Consider the following 17,189-nt stretch of genomic DNA (forward strand, 5'->3'; position numbering starts at 1 on the left):
CGCGAAAAACATTGATAGAGGGAAATAAGAAATCATGCGTAAGAATGCTCTCGTGCGCTCCCTTGCCGCGCTGTCCGGCATCGCCATGCTCGCCTCCGTCGCCGCCTGCGGCGACAACGTCGCCATCGACGACGGCTCGAATTCCGGCTCCTCCACCCTGTCCGGCGAATTCGCCGGCGCCGGCGCCTCCTCCCAGCAGGCCGCCGTCGACGCGTGGATCTCCGGCTTCACCTCCGCCCACTCCGGCGTGACCGTCGCCTACAATCCGACCGGATCCGGCGCCGGCGTGAGCTCCTTCCTGACCGGCGCGATCGCCTGGGCCGGCTCCGACAAGGCCCTCTCCGACGACGAGGTCGAACAGTCCAAGGACGCGGCCTGCGCCGACGGCACCACCGCCTTCGACGTGCCCGTCTACATCTCCCCGATCGCCGTGGTGTTCAACTTGAAGGGCGTCTCCGACGAGGGCGAGCACATCAACATGGACGCCTCCACCATCGCCAAGATCTTCGACGGCAAGATCACCAGCTGGAACGATCCGGCCATCGCCGACCAGAACCCCGACCTCGACCTGCCCGACACCGCGATCACCGTGGTGCACCGCTCCGACAAGTCCGGCACCACGCAGAACTTCGTGAGCTACTTCAAGGACGTCGCGCCGGACGACTGGACCTACGACCTGTCCGAAAACTGGCCCAACGAGGTCGGTCAGGGCGCCAAGGGCACCTCCGGCGTGATCTCCACCGTCAAGCAGGCCGACGGCACCATCGGCTACGCCGACTTCTCCCAGGTGGGCGACCTCGGCACCGTGGCCGTCAAGGTGGGCGACCAGTACACCGAGATCTCCGCCGACGCCGGCTCCAAGGTGGTCGAGGATTCCGAGATCGACGAAACCGTCACCGGCGAGAACCGCGTGGTCGTCAAGCTCAACCACAACACCGAGGCCGACGGCGCCTACCCGATCGTGCTGGTCTCCTACGACATCGCCTGCCCGGCCTACGCCGACGCCTCCACCGCCGAATTCGTCAAGGAATGGCTCACCTACGTGACCTCCGACGAAGGCCAGCAGGCCGCGCAGAACGCCGCCGGCACCGCTCCGCTGCCGAGCAGCCTGAGCGAGAAGGTCGCCGCGTCCATCGAGGCCATTCAGACCAAGTAGTGTTCCAAGTGGTGACCCACCATCCATCGGACGAACCCGGGCGACGGGCATAGGCGCTGCAGGCACGGGCCGGAATCATCCCCCCGTGTCTGCGGCGCGCCCGCCGTTTGGGTTACGATGGTTGCATCAGATTCGCAATGAAGGAGAACCTGTGAGTTCGCAACGCACAACGGCCGGACAGGCGGCCGGCGGCAAAACCGCGGATAAGGTGTTCAAAGGCGTGGCCTACGCCTGCGGCATCCTGATCCTCGCGGTGCTCGCCGCGGTGTTCCTGTTCCTGTTCTTCCGCGCCTGGCCTCTGATCGGCGGCGACCAGCAGGCCAACAGCGAGACCATCGCCAGCTTCACCGGCGGCAAGGCCTCCAATTTCTGGCAGTACGTCGGGCCCCTGCTGTTCGGCACGGTGCTCGTCTCCCTGCTGGCGCTGGTGATCGCATTCTTCATCTCCATCGGCATCGCGCTGTTCATCTCGCATTACGCGCCGAAGAAGCTCGCCGCCGCGTTGAGCTACGTGGTCGATCTGCTCGCCGCCATCCCTTCGGTGATCTACGGCCTGTGGGGCGGCCTGATTCTGGTGCCGGCCATCTACCCGTTCTGGAATTGGGTGGGCACCTACCTCGGTTGGATCCCGCTGTTCGAAGGCCCCGCCGCCAATCCGTCGCGCACCGTGGCCACCGTGGGCGTGGTGCTCGCCGTGATGATCCTGCCGATCATCACCTCGCTGTCTCGCGACATCTTCCTGCAGACCCCGCGCCTGCACGAGGAGGCCGCGCTGGCCCTGGGCGCCACCAAATGGGAGATGATCAAGCTCGCCGTGCTGCCGTTCGGCAAATCCGGCATCGTGTCCGCCTCCATGCTGGCGTTGGGCCGCGCGCTGGGCGAGACGATGGCCGTGCTGATGATCCTCTCGCCGGGACTCAACTACTCCATCAAACTGCTGCAGGCCTCGCAGAACCAGACGATCGCCGCGAACATCGCCGCGCAGTATCCCGAAGCCAACGATCTGGGCGTCTCCACGCTGATCGGAACCGGTCTGATCCTGTTCCTCATCACCTTCGTGGTCAACTTCATCGCCCGTAAGATCACCGAGAAAGCGAGTGCGTGATGAGTGCCGCCGAAAAATCCCCGATGAGCGGCGCGCCCGTCATCGACTTCGACAAATTCAAGCCCACCCGTTCCTCCGAGCAGGCGCGTAAGACCAAGGACATCGCCATGCGGGTCATCATCGCGCTGGCCTTCGTGGTGGCGCTCGTGCCGCTGGTCTCCGTGCTGTGGACCACCATCTCCAACGGCGTCAAGCGGCTCAACCTCAACTTCCTGAGCTACAACATGACCAACGTGATCGGCGGCAACCAGACCCCGTCCGGCGGCTACGGCGGCGTGCAGCACGCCATCATCGGCACGCTGGAGATCACCGCGGGCGCGATGCTCATCTCCATCCCCATCGGCCTGATGTGCGCCGTGTATCTGGTGGAGTATTCCAACCGGGGCAAGCTCGCCAAGGTGATCTCGCTGCTGGTCGACGTGATGAGCGGCATCCCCTCCATTGTGGCCGGCCTGTTCGCCTTCTCGATGTTCACGATTCTGCTCGGCCCCGGCACCATCAACGGTTTCGAGGGATCCGTGGCCCTGTCGCTGCTGATGATCCCCACCGTGGTCAAGTCCTGCGAGGAGATGCTCAAAATCGTGCCGAACGATCTGCGCGAGGCATCCTACGCGTTGGGCGTCACCAAGCAGCGCACCATCACCAAAATCGTGCTGCGCACCGCACTGCCGGGCATCGTCTCCGGCGCGATCCTCGCCATCGCGCGAGTGATCGGCGAGACCGCGCCGCTGCTGATGACCGCGGGCTACATCTCCTCGACGAACTTCAACCTGTTCTCCGGGCAGATGACCACCCTGCCGGTGTACGTCTACCAGGAGTATTCGAAGCTGAACGCCAACTGTCCGGCGGGCGCCGACGCCACCTGCGTGACCACCATCCCGATGGAGCGCGCCTGGGCCGCCGCCCTCGTGCTCATCATCATCGTGCTGCTGCTCAACCTGATCGGCCGCGTCGTGGCGAAGATCTTCGCCGTCAAGTCGGAACGCTAGAACGCCAGACCCTAGGAATCAGAAGGAACCAACATGGGACAACGCATTGACGTCATCCACGAGAACATCTACTACGGCAACTTCCTGGCCGTGGAGGACGTGAACATCAACATCGAGCCGAACAAGGTCACCGCGTTCATCGGCCCCTCCGGCTGCGGCAAGTCGACCGTGCTGCGCACGCTCGACCGCATGCACGAGATCATCCCCGGCGCCCGCGTCGAGGGCGAGGTGCTGCTCGAAGGCAAGAACCTGTACGCCAAGGACATCGACCCCGTGGCCGTGCGCCGCGACGTGGGCATGGTGTTCCAGCGTCCGAACCCGTTCCCCACCATGTCGATCCGCGAGAACGTGCTCGCCGGCGTGCGTCTGAACAACAAGCGCCTCGCCAAGTCCGACGCGGACGATCTGGTCGAGTGGGCCCTGCGCGGCGCGAACCTGTGGGAGGAGGTCAAGGACCGTCTCGACAATCCCGGCATCGGTCTGTCCGGCGGCCAGCAGCAGCGTCTGTGCATCGCCCGCGCCGTGGCCGTGCACCCGCAGGTGCTGCTGATGGACGAGCCCTGCTCCGCGCTCGACCCGATCTCCACGCTCGCCGTCGAGGATCTGATCAACGAGCTGAAAAGCGACTACACCATCGTGATCGTGACCCACAACATGCAGCAGGCCGCCCGCATCGCCGACTACACGGCGTTCTTCAATCTGAAGGCCGTGGGCCAGCCGGGCCATCTGGAGTATTTCGCGGATACCACCACGATGTTCAACAATCCGCAAAACGCCGAAGCCGAACGGTATATCTCTGGACGTTTCGGCTGATCCATCAGCCGAAACGTAGCGACAGCCCAGTGGGCTGTCGCAATCGAGCTTCAGCTCGACAAAGAATTGAGCCCCGCCAAGGCGGGGCTTCTTTGTTGAAGTCGGCTGATTCATCAGCCGAAACGTGGCGGCAGTCCGGTGTCCCGTCGCAATCACAGCACGGCCATCGTCACGATGTCCAGAATGAACAGCGCGGACACGACCCAGATGATCGGATGGACCTGACCGGCCCGCTTCTTGCAGATCATCACAATGCAATAGGTGATGAAGCCGCCGGCGATGCCGTAGGAAATGGAATACGAGAAGGCCATGAACGCGGTGGCGAAGAACGCCGGAATCGCCTCGGAGATATCGCCCCAGTCGATGGCCTTCAACGACGATGCCATCATGCATCCGACGATGATCAGCACGCCCGCGGTGGCGGCGGAGGGGACCGCGGCGATGACGGGCGCGAAGAACGCGGTCAGGGCGAAGCAGATCGATACGACCACGGAGGTCAGGCCGGTGCGTCCGCCCACCGCGATGCCCGCGGAGGACTCCACGAAGGTGGTGGTGTTCGAGGTGCCGCAGATCGCACCGACCGACGTGGCGATGGCGTCGGCGAACAGCGCCTTGTCCATCTTGGACGAGAATCCCCGGCCGTCCGAAAGGGCCTTCTCGTCGTCGGCGGAGAAGATGCCGGAGCGGCGTCCGGTGCCGATGAACGAGCCGATCGTGTCGAACACGTCGGACATGGAGAAGGCGAACACCGTCACCAGCACCAGCGGAAGTTTGGTCGGGTCGGAGAACAGCGAGGGGAATCCTTCGGGAGAGAATATCGCGCCGAACACCACCGGCAGTTCGGAAAAGGTCTGGCCCAGTGGCTGCGAATCGGACCATGTGGTCACGCCGAACGGGATGCCGACGATGGTGGCGATGACGATGGCGAGCAGCATGCCGCCCTTGACCTCAAGCACGGTGAAGACGATCGCCAGCACGAGGCCGATCAGGAACACCCACAGCACGGGCGTGTCGAAGCTCGCCAGCCCCGGGGTGGCGCCGACGGGCGCGGTGGTCGCCGCATCGGGCGTGAAGGTGATGAGATCGACGTTGAGGATACCGACGTAGGCCATGAACAGGCCGATGCCGCCGCCGATGGCGTGCTGCAGCGCCACAGGGATGGCCATGATCAGCCTTTTGCGGATTTTGGTGGCGGTGATGACGATATTGACGATGCCGCAGATGAACACCATGCACAGCGTCTCCTGCCATGAGAATCCAAGGCCGATGCTGACGGTGTAGGTGAAGAACGCGTTGAGTCCCATGCCGGCGGCCTGCGCGTAGGGCACGTTGGCGAACAGGCCCATCACGAGGGTGCCGATGATGGCCGCGATGATGGTGGCGAGGAACACTCCGCCCCACGGCATGCCCGTCTGCGACAGCATCTGCGGGTTGACGACGAAGATGTAGGCCATCGCGAAGAATGTGGTCAGACCGGCAAGAATCTCGGTCGGGATGGTGGTCCCGCTCTCCTTGAGATGGAAGAACTTCTCCATGTTCTCTTCTCTTTCCTGGGTTGTGCGGAGCCGCGGGCCCCGGCGAGAATTGCGACTCGCCCCGCCGGCATCGCCGGAAGGGCGCGGCCGGCCAGAACAGAGGCGATTATATCGTGCGGCGGGTAAGTCGCGCCGGGCGGTCGGGCCGTTCGTCGGCAACCCGCATTTCGCCGAACTCAATGCCGCGTTGGACGCCAAGGCCGCCAAGGCCGCCAAGTACGGGGTGGGCGCCAACGCCATCGCCGCCGCTTGGGTGCTGCGCCATCCCGCGAACATCCAGATCGTGCTCGGTTCGATGAGTCCGAGCCGCCTGAACGAGATGCTCGACGGTGCCGACGTCACGCTCGAGCGTCAGGATTGGTGGGATCTCTACGTCGCCGCCGGCAACCTCATCCCGTAGCCTCCCGTCGCGCGGCTACTTGTCCAACAACCAATCCACCACGTTGATGATGCGAATGCCGTCCTCGGTGATGCCGGTCCGGTATCGATCCAAAGTGAGCAGGGTTTTCGGGAAGGCATCGTGCAATTCCTGGAACGCGGCGAGTTCTCTCTTGCGGGTGGTCTCATCGAGTATGGTTTCGGTGACTTGGATGTATTCGCGCTCGTCGAGTTTGGTGGCGATGAAGTCGATCTCCTTGCCTGAGCGCAGCGTGCCGACCGAAACGCGCCATCCGCGGCGCAGCAGTTCGTTGTACACCACGTTTTCCAGCTGAAACCCCAAATCGTTGGTGGAAAACCCCGTCGACATGTTGCGCAGACCGGTGTCCACGGCGTAGAACTTCCTTAAGGGATTGAGGGTCTGCTTGCCCTGCAGCCCGAATTGCGGCGCCTCGTGCAGGATGTACGCCTGCCGTAGCGCTTCGATGTAGCTTTCGACCGTTTCCGAGGTGGTGCGTCGTCCGGAACTGGCCAGCGCTCCGACGACTTTGCGGGTGGAGAACAGGTTGCCCGAGGTGGAGAACAGATAGGCGACCAGTCTGTTCAACAGAGCGATATCACGTATTCCCAATCGTTCCGCCACGTCCTTGAGAATGACGGTGTTATAGATCGAGCTGAGTTCTCTCGTGATGCCGTCCTCGTCCATGGAGCGTAGCGAAAACAGGCTGGGCATACCGCCGAATCGAAGGTAATCGGCGAACAGCTCATCGTTGGAGCGCGTCTGGCTGGGGTCGCGTTGCGCGGTGAATTCTCGGTATTCGGCGAATGACAGTGGGTAGATGTCGAATGCGATGGTGCGCCCGGCGAGCAGGGTGGCCAGATCACTGGAAAGAAAATGGGCGTTCGATCCGGTGATATATACGTCGATGCCTTGGGTCGTGTGCAGGCCGCGCACCACGGTTTCCCAATCTTCGACTTCCTGGATTTCATCCAGGAACACATAGCGGCTGACACCCGGGTCGCTGCCGGCGAATGCGGCTGTGAGGTCTTCGGTGAGATGTTGCGCTGTGATGTGCTGGGGAAGGCCGAATTCGTCGAATCGACGATGGATGATATTGCGCTGGGGTATGCCACGTTCCAGCAAGGAGGTACGCAGCATGTCGAGAATCGTCGATTTGCCGCAGCGCCGAACACCCTGCAGGACTTTCACCTGTTCGGTGTCGATGTAGGGCTCCAGCTGTCGGAGATAGGCGGGGCGGAGAACGCGGTATTTGGCATTCATGAGTATCCCAATCTCTCGGAGGTGCCGGCTATACCCTACATTATATCGTGTTTAAGATTAATTTGTCGAGCATAGTCGACATTTTGGAGATTATATTGGCAAAATGTCGACTATGCTCGACAAAATGATGGTGCTATTGGCAAAGTGTCGGTTGTATTCGACGCTTTGCGGGCTGGTTGAGTCCTAATCGGAGTCCGTGACTCGGAGGGGCGCAACTGGTGGTCTCCTCCGGACGGCCGGTTCGCTTTGCTGGGAGGTCGGCTGGTTTTGTCGTGCGGTTGTACGCCGCGACTGGGCGGTTGACTTGCCTGGTGTGGTGGCTGTGCGCTTCGATTGTGATGATTGGGTGACGTCGGTCAGCCGCGTTTCGATCCCTGTCTGCTGATGCCGCCTTTGTGGCCGGTGGCCTTGAACGGCATCGCGCCTTTACCTAGTGATTTGCCGCCGCCTTTGCCTTTGACTCCCTGCGCTCGTGGATTGACGGTGAAAGGATTGCGTGATTGCCGCTCCTTGTACGGCCATGTTCGGGCGGCGACTGTTTGGGTGGTGGATTTCTGTGACTTCTGCGGGTCATTCGGCATTCGGTGGGATGTTGGTTCTGTGGTTTGGCTCATGTCGGGCTTCCTGTTGCGGTGGTGGGGTGGTCGAGACCGTTACGATGACATCATGACAGTCGCGGACTTCCTGTTGCGGTGGTGGGGATGGTCGTTTGCTTGGCGGCATGCCGTTTCACTTCTTCGATGGCGTTATGCACCGCTTCCATGTTGATGTTTTTGGGGGAAGGAGTACAGCTGCGCTCCCAAGGCGTCGGCCACGCGCATGATGGTGTCGAACGAAGGTTTGGAATCGGGGCGTAGCGCCTTGTACAGCGGTTCGCGGCCCAATCCGGACGTCCGGGCGACGCCCGTCATCCCCCGGGCGCGCGCGACCACGTCGAGCATATCCTGCAGCGAGGCCGAGTCGCGCTCTTCAAGCGCTGCGTTGAGATATCCGATGGCATCCTCGTCGGATCGGATGTCATCTTTGATATGCCAAGTGGAAAATGCGGTGTCCGTCATCATTCCCTCCGTCTCTGGCGGGAGTGTTAATCGTCCACTTCAAAGTGGATCCGATTGGATACAGAAAGTCAATTGGCATAATAGCCTCCCGTCTCGCATGTGATAGTTCGATTGTGAACGGAAGAAGGCAATGGTGTCCAGTCGAACAGTCTTGTGTGGTTCGAGCCTTCGAGTTATCCACAAAGGCGATGCGCGTCCGGTGCGGTCCTCCGACGGCAGCGTCGTGGATTTCGCAGATTGACGAGAGGAGTGCGAAATTCGCGACGTTTCGGGAAGCCTGGACGTCGTGGATTTCGCATACCCTCCGTTGAAGTGCGAAATCCGCGACGTCGCAGCTCCCCGCATCGTCCATGCCCATTCCAATCCTAAGCAATGCAAGTTATGCTTGGCTGATTCCACGTGGGGAAGCTCTGTCCCTGTGGTTGCTGATTTACCTATGTTGAGTTTTACTGACTGAAGCCGAGCGTGATGTGGTTGATGCGAGGAGGTGCGGCTCCGTCTGGCGCTGAAGCGTGGATGGTGTGTTCTCGTGCTTTTGTGAAACGATATAGTGTTCTATAGCGAGATATTGCAAAGGTGATTATCGGGAAGGCGGGTGTTCTGGTGGGCGAGCGACGTAAAGCCAAGGTCACTTTGCCGGATGTGGCGAAGCTGGCCGGGGTGTCGGTTGCGTCGGTGTCCAATTACCTCAACGATTACCCGCATATGCGTCCTACCACGAAGCAGCGCATTCAGAACGCCATTGATGAGTTGGGCTATGTGGTTAACGAGCAGGCCCGTAATCTGCGTTCTGGACGCACAGGCCTAATCACTTTGTCGATTCCCGACCTGAACCAGATTTATTTCGCGGAGCTTGCCGAGGAAGTGATCAAGGCGGCGCGCACGCGCGGGTATGGCGTCATCGTCGAATCGACGGGTAACGATAAGCAGCGGGAGCTGGACTCCATCGCTTCTATGGCGCGGAATATGACCGATGGTCTGATTCTCAGCCCGGTCAAAATGAGCAATGACGATGTTGCGTCCATGGAAGGGGACTTCCCTTTGGTCATGTTGGGCGAGCGTGTTTTCAAAGCGCCGGCTCCGCACGTGATGATGCCTAATGAGGCCGCTTCCCGGGCTGTCACGGAACATCTTTTAGATGCGGGGTGCCGCACTGTCGCCGTGGTTGGCGGCACTCTGGACGGCTCGAACTCGTCATCGCGTTCGTTGCGAACGCAGGGGTACGTCGAGGCTATGAGGCATCGGGGGCTGACGGTGGATCCTGCGTTGGTGCGGGAGGTGGGGGAGTGGACCAGCAAGAATGGCGCTCTTGCCGTGGAGCGGATGTATCGGGAGGGTATCCGGCCTGACGCCATATTCGCGTTGAACGACCTGCTGGCTCTCGGTGTGATCAGCCAGCTTCGCGAGATGCGCGTGCGTGTGCCGGAAAGCGTGAGGGTGGTGGGTTTTGATGACATCAATGAGGCACAGTACACCATTCCTTCGTTGACTAGTGTGAACCCAGATCGGGCGAGAATCGCCGAACTGGCTGTGGATTTAATTCTTGGCCAGGTCATGACGGGCAGGCGTGCCTCCGCCGACAAGTATCCCGTCCCGTTCACGTTGGTGTATAGGGATTCCTCTCCCATCATGTCCAGCTGACGGTCTCTTGCTTCTGAGGCCAGTGGATTCGCAATATGCGAAAGCCGTTGTGGGAGGGGATGGTCATCACGTCGCGCGACACGCCGATGTGGGTCTGAAAAAGGCTGTTTCCCAATAGAAACCACATGCGTCGTTTCAAATTTGCATTTATTTCTGAAACGTTATATATTTTCATATCAACAACGAAGTTGAAACGTTACAGAACAATTGTTTTCCGGTGAATGCTCGTTGAGTGTTCACTTTTTCTGAAACGTTTCACATAAAAGAGCACAATCCGAGGGAGGGAATATGGGCAGTTCGTCATCCGCCGTCAGCGCATCAAACGAATCGCATCATGTCAACGGCCGTAAGGTGATGAAATCACGCAAGCCGGAATCGATGCACTCATGGCGAAGCAAGGTCCGTCCCTACCTGTTTATCGCTCCGTTGGTGATTCTTTCTGGCTTCTTCATCTACTACTGCATCGGATTCACCATCGCGACTTCGTTCACCGATTGGGATGGCATCAGCGACGAGATGGACTTTATCGGACTGAAGAACTATGCCAAGCTGCTCGCACCTGGCTCCGTGTTCTGGACCGCGCTGGGCAACAACATCATCTTCATGGTCGTCACCGTGCTGGTGCAGGCAGGTCTTGGTCTGCTGATCGCGGTGATTCTCAAGGAGCGTCTGCGCGGCTCCAACTTCTTCAAAGCGATTTTCTTCATGCCCATCGCCATGGCCCCCGTCATCATCGCCGCCATCTTCCGCATCATCATGGATCCCAATGTAGGTGCCATCAATGAGGCTTTGCGTTTCCTCCATTTGGATTTTCTCGCTCAGAGCTGGCTTGGTGATCCGGATATCGCACTGTTCTCCATCTGCGCCATCAACATCTTCGAATGGATGGGGTTCTCGATGATCATATATTATGCCGGATTGATGTCCATACCAGAAGACATCTATGAGGCGGCGAAAATCGACGGTTGTGGATTCTGGAACACCCTGTTTCGCATCACCATCCCCAATCTCTCCGGCACGACGAACACACTTATCGTCCTCGGCATCGTCGGTTCGCTCAAAACCTTCGACATCGTCATCCAGACCACGGGCGGCGGCCCTGGCCGATCCACCGAATTCCTCAACACCTACCTCTATAAAGCCGGTGTTCAGCAATTCAATGGAGGGCTGTCCGCGGCCATCGGAGTGATGGTGCTCATCATCGCCGTGGCGCTGTCCCTCATCCAGATGGCGGTCTCCAATCGCATGAGCAAATAGGCACAGAAGGAAGGACAGACTATTATGAGGCGCAAAACCAGCACGACGGTGATTATGTACGCCGTCCTCGCGTTCTTCTTCATCATTTGGATTTTCCCGATCTATACCGCCATCACCAAATCATTGCAGGTCGGAGGGTGGAATAGCTATCTCTCCGTAATCAGCAACGAAGATGTGCACTACTTCCGCGTGGTGTTCAACAGCTTCTTCATCTCGGTGGCCACTGCCGCGATTGTCGTGCTCATCACCTCGTTGGCCGGCTTCGCATTCGCGAAGATGAAATTTGCCGGCTCACGAGTGCTGTATGTGCTGCTGCTGGCCTGTATGGCGGTGCCGATTGCTTCGGTGACCATGCCGTTGTTCTTCACCATCAAAACCTTCCATCTGACCAACACCTATCTCGGCATCATCATCCCTCTGGTCGCGTTCAACGCGTTGCAGATGCTGCTGCTCTGGAAGAACTATTTCGACGGCATCCCCGATGAGATTATCGAGGCCGCCCGAGTCGACGGATGCTCCACTCTGCGCATCTATGGGCGTATCCTCATGCCGTTGTCCACTCCGATGATCGCGACCACCGGCGTGCTCACATTCGTCTACAGCTGGAACGAATACCTTATTCCGTTGCTGCTGATTCGCGACGAGTCGAAATATACGGTCACGCTTGCTTCCACCTACTTCATGGAAACACGTAGCCAGACCCCCGAAATGGTGGCTCAGGAATACGCTGCGCTGATTCTGATGACGATTCCATCCATCATCGTCTACCTGATCAGCCAGAAGTGGTTGCAGGCGGGCATCACGTCCGGTGCGGTCAAGAGCTGAGGGGAACGGATATGACTATCGCTACCATTGCGCCTTCCATGCGACTTACGAGCCTAGACAAGGACATTCATGTCGAAGCGCCGATCACGCCGAAACCACTGATGGGACGCAGCTACGCCAATCCCGTTCCATACAGCGATGGAGGGAAGCACACCGCTCCCGATCCGTTTGTGTTGCGTTACCGCAATAGGTACTACTGCTACGCCACCGACGAGCATGGTATTTTGGTGAGCACCTCGCCGGATTTGGTGCGCTGGACATCCCATGGGTATGCCTATGTTGAACAAGGACGCCGCAACTTCTGGGCGCCATCGGTGATTCTGCTCAATGGCGTATTCCATATGTACTTCTCGAATATGCCTGAGGGAGAGTCTGATACCCACACCGAAATCATGCGAGTGGCGACCAGCGTCGACCCTCTGGGACCGTTTGAAAAGCAGGCCGAGCTTTTCGACACCTTCGCCATCGACTCCCAGGTGGTGATGGGCGATGACGGCCAGCTGTACCTGCTGTATGCCGATAATCAGGAGGTGGGCTTAAGCGATGTGCGGCCTGGAACGTCGGTGATGATCGACCGCCTGTCCACCCCGTTGAAACGCGAAGGCAATCCCAGGGCGTTGATTGTGCCGACGATGGATGAGGAAATCTTCGCCCGTAACCGGTTCGGTGATGGACGCGACTGGCACACCATCGAGGGAGCCACCTATTTCACGTACCGTGACCGTGCGTTCATCACTTATTCCGCGAATGCGTATGAGCATGAAGACTATTTCGTGGGATACTCGACGGCCGTTCTGCCTTCCGTCCCCGCAGAGGTTCATATCGATGGACTTGTCTGGAACAAGCAGCTTAACAATGGTGGTTTTGATCCGTTGCTGATTCGATCCGACCGTGTTGAAGGCACCGGCCATAACTCCATCGTGCGAGCGCCCAATGCGATTGACGATTGGATCGTCTATCACGGGCGCAACGCCGACGATGAACTGTATGTGGGCACCGAACAGCGTGTGATGCGTATAGATCCGCTGTATTTCTCGGAAGGTCTGCTTGACACCGATGGTCCCACATGCGTTGAAGTCGATGCGCCATTGTTGGCTGACGTGTCCGCCGATTTCTCCAACGGAATCCCCGCCTCATGGACGACGCTGTCGGGAAACGCCCGCGCTGCCGAGGTTGAAGGCGAGCCTGCGTTGGTCGCTGATCAGCGTGGCATATTCGAGACAATCGCGCCGTTGGATTCATCCACGGTGGGGATTGACGTATGGATTCGGGGCATATGCGACCCGCTGGGGGCTCGGTGCGGCGTAATCGTCCGTCATCGGGACGCTGATAACCGTACGATAATCGAACTTGATGGCGGCACGCATGAGTTGCATGTCATCGATATCGTGAACGGACTGTCAATGCGCGCCGTCACTGCGCTTCCTCTGGATATCGACCTGACCGCATGGCATGAGCTCTCTGTGAGCCGCGCTTACCGCTCGCTTGAGATTCGCATCGATGGGCGGTACGTCGCTGAGGCGATGATCAGTGATGAGCCCGGCGCCGTTGGTCTGTATTCCAATCGCACGGGAGCGTCGTTCAGCGCCTTCGTGGCTACCGACCATGTGAATTTGTGGGGAGAGACGCTTGCGCAGATTCATCATGAGGTGACGGCGATTGATCCGCTGCGAGTGAATCATGGAGTCACTATGCGAGGCGTGCGTCCGGCGACACTCGTCGTCGAGAAGTCTCTTGAAAAGCGCCGCTTCGTGCTGGACTTCGCTCTGGAGACGGCGCGGTCGCAGGTGTTGGTGACATTCGGTGACTATCGGATCACCTTGGCTGAAAACGAATGTGGTGTGATGTGCGACGGAGTCGCGCTTGAAGGAGCCTCCCAACCCGTGCGATTGCGCTCCCTCAGCAGTGACGTGCGACGCGACCAGGCTGGGCGCGCCCTGCGTACGGTACGCATTTCGTCAGCGAACGGGAAAGCCACCATCCATATCCGTAACCATACGTGGCAGGTTCCTCTTGCGGGCGAGCCTTGCTCTCGACTGGGCGTCACGCTCAATGGCGCGTCGCTGGTCGGATACACCCGAACCTCTCTGGGACTGGACGGGAAGGAAGGAGCCGAATAACCGCACATCTCTGTTGACTGCCTATTGGCAGCGTTTCATCACAACGAAGTGAACATACCAACGAACGTATATAAGAAGGAGAAACATATCATGTTCAACGCAAAAAAGGTCGTGGCCGCGCTTGGCGCGCTGGCCATGTCGGTCGGTCTGCTCGCCGGTTGCGGTTCCAGCTCGTCGTCCGATGAAGGCACCGGCACCGCAGATGATCCCGTGACCCTGACATTCTGGACCTGGCAGCCCACTGACACCCAGTGGGAGACCATCTACGCCGAATTCCAGAAGGAATATCCGAACATCAAGATCGACTGGTGGCGTACGTCGGAGATGTCGGATTACCAGAAGAAGCTGCAGACCGCCATGGCCGGCGGCGAAGGGCCGGATGTGTTCGGTTTGCAGGCGGGCAGCACCGTCGAGCAGTATGGCCGCTTTGCCGCGGATATGCAGGAGCTGGCCGACCAGTATATGTCCGGTTGGGATTCCGAGGTCTCTGAAGGCGCCGTCGAACAGGTGACGGATGCTGACGGCAAACTGGTGGCTATGCCGACCATTACCTCCGGCTCCGAGTATCTGCTGTACAACAAGACGCTGTTGGAGGAGAACGGCGTCACCGAGCTGCCCACTACCTACGATGAGCTGGTGGAAGTCAACAAGACCCTTACCGATAAGGGGTTGATGCCGTTGGCGCTTGGTGCCAAGGACGGTTGGCATCTTGACGACATTTTCGTGTGGCTTTCCAACCAGTATGGCGAAGGCGACGTCTACGAAGCCGCTGAGGGGAAGAAGTCGTTCACCGATGAGACGTTCGTCAAAACCCTTGAAGCATGGCAGCAGATGATCGATGATGGGCTGTTCCAGGATGGCGCGGTTGGCACCTCGACCTATCCGGATGCCCGCGACAACTACTTCTACTCGAGGAAGAGCGCGTTCTTCCCGACCGGATCCTGGCATGTCTCCGCCGTGTTGCCGAACGATGAAACCAAGGGCACCTCCGTCGAAAACGATGAACTGGGCATGATGGAGTTCCCGACCGTGGGCGACAACGCGACCGGTCCGACCACGGGCGTCGACTTCGCGCTTGCCGTGAATAAGGACTCCAAGAAGCAGGAGGCCGCCATGAAGTTCGTGGAATTCATGACCACGGGCGCTGGTCAGCAGGAGTGGATCAACACCTTGCAAGGTGCTCCGGTCGCCAAGGGCATGGAGGTCCAGGTGCCTGAGGATGCCACCGAATCCGCCAAGGAGAGCATCGCGCTGGTGACAGAAGGACAATCCGAGGCCACGCTCAACCGTAAGCTCACCTCCCAGGAGCTTAACGATGAGATTGGCGTGCAGATGCAGAACATCTACACCGGCGATGCCACCGTCGAATCCGCGTTGGAAGCCATCCAACAGGTGAGCGAAAGCATCGAACGTTAGCAGTGAGTCAGTCCGCCGCCAGAGATGTCGTGGATTTCGCGGATTGACGAGGGGTGTGCGAAATCGACGACGTTCCGAGGAACTGGGACGTCGCGAATTTCGCACACCCTTCGTTGAAGTGCGAAGTCTGCGACGTCTCGGCCAAAACGCATCGTCTCGGCCAAGCGCGACACGCCCGGATTGGGTGTGGGTCCGCTCGGCTGGGTATAGTTATCGACTTGTAAACCACAGACCGTTGGTTGGAGTGTGCAAGCATTCCCGAAGTTTGGTTCGCCAAGCCAGCGCAGGTTGAGAGATATAAGCCCGTCAAGGGTACGCAGGTTCGCTTGCGAGATTATGTTGCTCTGCCTGTGCGCAGGGCTTTTTTTGTTGCCCGGCGAGACGATCCCTTCTTCAAGTCAACGGCCGACTTAGGAAGGAACGCCATGAAGAGGCCCGAAAAGGAAGTGGTGGTCGCCCAGCTTACGGAGCAGTTCCGTAACGCTGACGCCGTCTACCTGACCGAGTACCGCGGGCTTACCGTTCCGCAGATCTCCGATCTGCGCGAGAAGCTAGGCCGCGATACTTCCTACACTGTGGCTAAGAACACGCTGGCACGCATCGCCGCCAAGGAAGCGGGCATCGAAGGTCTCGACGAGATCCTCTCCGGCCCGACCGCCGTCACGTTCGTGAAGGGCGACTTCATTGAGGTTGCGAAGATCCTGCGTGACTTTGCCAAGGAAAACAAGGCTCTGGTTGTCAAGGGTGCCGCCGCCGACGGCATCGTGTACGACGCCGAAGCCGCTCAGAAGCTGGCGGACCTCAAGTCCCGCCCGCAGCTGCTCGCCGAGTTCGCCGGCGACGTCAAGGCTACGATGGCCAAGGCCGCGTACCTGTTCAACGCCCTGCCGACCAAGGCCGTGCGTACGATCGACGCCCTGCGCGAGAAGCAGGAGAAGGCTGCCTGATTCGCCTGCGGCTCGCCGCGTGAATCATGAAGCTTCATAACTAAAAACAAACAAGGTTTATTCGGTTGCGGAACCCACTTCATCCGCGACCAAGATGGAAAGGAAGCCATTATGGCTAAGTACACCAACGAAGAGCTGCTGGAAGCCTTTGGTGAGATGACCCTCGTCGAGCTCTCCGAGTTCGTCAAGGCCTTCGAGGAGAAGTTCGACGTCGAGGCCGCCGCTCCGGCCGCCGTCGCCGTTGCCGCCGCTCCGGGCGCCGCTGCCGCCGCTGAGGAAGAGAAGGACGAGTTCGACGTCGTCCTCGCCGCCGTCGGCGACAAGAAGATCCAGGTGATCAAGGCCGTGCGCGCCATCACCAACCTCGGCCTGGCCGAGGCCAAGGCCCTCGTGGACGGCGCTCCGAAGCCGGTTCTGGAGAAGGCCAAGAAGGAAGACGCCGAGAAGGCCAAGGCTCAGCTGGAAGAGGCTGGCGCCACCGTCGAGCTCAAGTAATACGCGCGGGTGTGAAACCCGCCTATTGCGACGCTTGGAAGAACCCCGCAGTTCCTTATGGGCTGCGGGGTTCTCCGCATAGGCGGCCATATGCGATCAGGCGGCCTGCGGAGGGAAATCGGCGGAAGTTGTCAATCCTTGAGGGCAATCCGCGAATTCTCAAGGAAGCATG

Annotated in this window: 16 protein-coding genes; 12 read left to right on the plus strand and 4 right to left on the minus strand. The window is 59.5% G+C overall.

Translation table 11 applies throughout. From position 1 onward, the window contains the following. Positions 1-34 precede the first annotated feature (34 nt). The 4 genes from pstS (at position 35) to pstB (ending at position 4,063) form a co-directional block, all read left to right on the plus strand. Positions 35-1,156, plus strand: a complete 1,122-nt coding sequence (pstS, locus tag BL8807_RS06010) for a phosphate ABC transporter substrate-binding protein PstS (RefSeq protein WP_072724748.1) — start codon at positions 35-37, stop codon at positions 1,154-1,156. A 151-nt stretch (positions 1,157-1,307) separates the two neighbouring features. Beyond that, positions 1,308-2,261: a phosphate ABC transporter permease subunit PstC gene (gene pstC, locus BL8807_RS06015; protein WP_072724750.1), complete on the plus strand. Its 954-nt coding sequence runs from the start codon at positions 1,308-1,310 to the stop codon at positions 2,259-2,261. Then, the gene (gene pstA, locus BL8807_RS06020; protein WP_072724752.1) at positions 2,261-3,250 is read left to right on the plus strand and encodes a phosphate ABC transporter permease PstA; all 990 of its coding nucleotides are present in this window, start codon (positions 2,261-2,263) and stop codon (positions 3,248-3,250) included. Before pstC ends, pstA begins: the two co-directional genes overlap by 1 nt. Positions 3,251-3,283: 33 nt before the next feature. Beyond that, the gene (pstB, locus tag BL8807_RS06025; RefSeq protein ID WP_072724754.1) at positions 3,284-4,063 is read left to right on the plus strand and encodes a phosphate ABC transporter ATP-binding protein PstB; all 780 of its coding nucleotides are present in this window, start codon (positions 3,284-3,286) and stop codon (positions 4,061-4,063) included. Positions 4,064-4,215: 152 nt separating this feature from the next. Here pstB and BL8807_RS06030 read toward each other — a convergent pair whose 3' ends face one another. After that, positions 4,216-5,598: an NCS2 family permease gene (locus BL8807_RS06030; protein WP_072724756.1), complete on the minus strand. Its 1,383-nt coding sequence runs from the start codon at positions 5,596-5,598 to the stop codon at positions 4,216-4,218. On the opposite strand from BL8807_RS06030, the gene BL8807_RS11985 reads away from it, so the two are divergent. Beyond that, the gene (locus tag BL8807_RS11985) at positions 5,597-5,998 is read left to right on the plus strand and encodes an aldo-keto reductase family protein (protein ID WP_226847280.1); all 402 of its coding nucleotides are present in this window, start codon (positions 5,597-5,599) and stop codon (positions 5,996-5,998) included. The genes BL8807_RS06030 and BL8807_RS11985 overlap by 2 nt on opposite strands. A gap of 15 nt (positions 5,999-6,013) precedes the next feature. Here the strand turns inward: BL8807_RS11985 and BL8807_RS06040 are convergent, their stop codons facing one another. The 3 genes from BL8807_RS06040 to BL8807_RS06050 form a co-directional block, all read right to left on the minus strand. Then, positions 6,014-7,258 carry an ATP-binding protein gene (locus BL8807_RS06040; protein ID WP_072724759.1) on the minus strand — a complete coding sequence of 415 codons (1,245 nt, stop codon included), beginning with the start codon at positions 7,256-7,258 and terminating at the stop codon, positions 6,014-6,016. 356 nt (positions 7,259-7,614) lie between these two features. Next, positions 7,615-7,872, minus strand: a complete 258-nt coding sequence (locus BL8807_RS06045; RefSeq protein ID WP_143147967.1) for a hypothetical protein — start codon at positions 7,870-7,872, stop codon at positions 7,615-7,617. Between the two features lie 132 nt (positions 7,873-8,004). Further along, positions 8,005-8,319, minus strand: a complete 315-nt coding sequence (locus BL8807_RS06050; RefSeq protein ID WP_072724763.1) for an addiction module antidote protein — start codon at positions 8,317-8,319, stop codon at positions 8,005-8,007. 597 nt (positions 8,320-8,916) lie between these two features. On the opposite strand from BL8807_RS06050, the gene BL8807_RS06055 reads away from it, so the two are divergent. The 7 genes from BL8807_RS06055 (at position 8,917) to rplL (ending at position 17,017) form a co-directional block, all read left to right on the plus strand. Next, positions 8,917-9,957, plus strand: a complete 1,041-nt coding sequence (locus tag BL8807_RS06055; RefSeq protein ID WP_072725084.1) for a LacI family DNA-binding transcriptional regulator — start codon at positions 8,917-8,919, stop codon at positions 9,955-9,957. A 288-nt stretch (positions 9,958-10,245) separates the two neighbouring features. After that, on the plus strand, positions 10,246-11,214 hold the full coding sequence (locus tag BL8807_RS06060) for a carbohydrate ABC transporter permease (RefSeq protein WP_083570149.1): 969 nt from the start codon (positions 10,246-10,248) through the stop codon (positions 11,212-11,214). 24 nt (positions 11,215-11,238) lie between these two features. Continuing rightward, positions 11,239-12,039 carry a carbohydrate ABC transporter permease gene (locus tag BL8807_RS06065; RefSeq protein WP_072724765.1) on the plus strand — a complete coding sequence of 267 codons (801 nt, stop codon included), beginning with the start codon at positions 11,239-11,241 and terminating at the stop codon, positions 12,037-12,039. Positions 12,040-12,050: 11 nt separating this feature from the next. Continuing rightward, positions 12,051-14,159, plus strand: coding sequence for a glycoside hydrolase family 43 protein (locus BL8807_RS06070; protein ID WP_072724767.1), 2,109 nt, complete (start codon positions 12,051-12,053; stop codon positions 14,157-14,159). A gap of 90 nt (positions 14,160-14,249) precedes the next feature. Beyond that, on the plus strand, positions 14,250-15,575 hold the full coding sequence (locus tag BL8807_RS06075) for an ABC transporter substrate-binding protein (protein WP_072724769.1): 1,326 nt from the start codon (positions 14,250-14,252) through the stop codon (positions 15,573-15,575). 425 nt (positions 15,576-16,000) lie between these two features. Then, on the plus strand, positions 16,001-16,522 hold the full coding sequence (gene rplJ, locus BL8807_RS06080) for a 50S ribosomal protein L10 (RefSeq protein WP_072724771.1): 522 nt from the start codon (positions 16,001-16,003) through the stop codon (positions 16,520-16,522). A 111-nt stretch (positions 16,523-16,633) separates the two neighbouring features. Then, the gene (rplL, locus tag BL8807_RS06085) at positions 16,634-17,017 is read left to right on the plus strand and encodes a 50S ribosomal protein L7/L12 (protein ID WP_072724773.1); all 384 of its coding nucleotides are present in this window, start codon (positions 16,634-16,636) and stop codon (positions 17,015-17,017) included. Positions 17,018-17,189 lie beyond the last annotated feature (172 nt).

The organism is Bifidobacterium lemurum, assembly GCF_014898175.1.
Classification (GTDB): domain Bacteria; phylum Actinomycetota; class Actinomycetes; order Actinomycetales; family Bifidobacteriaceae; genus Bifidobacterium; species Bifidobacterium lemurum.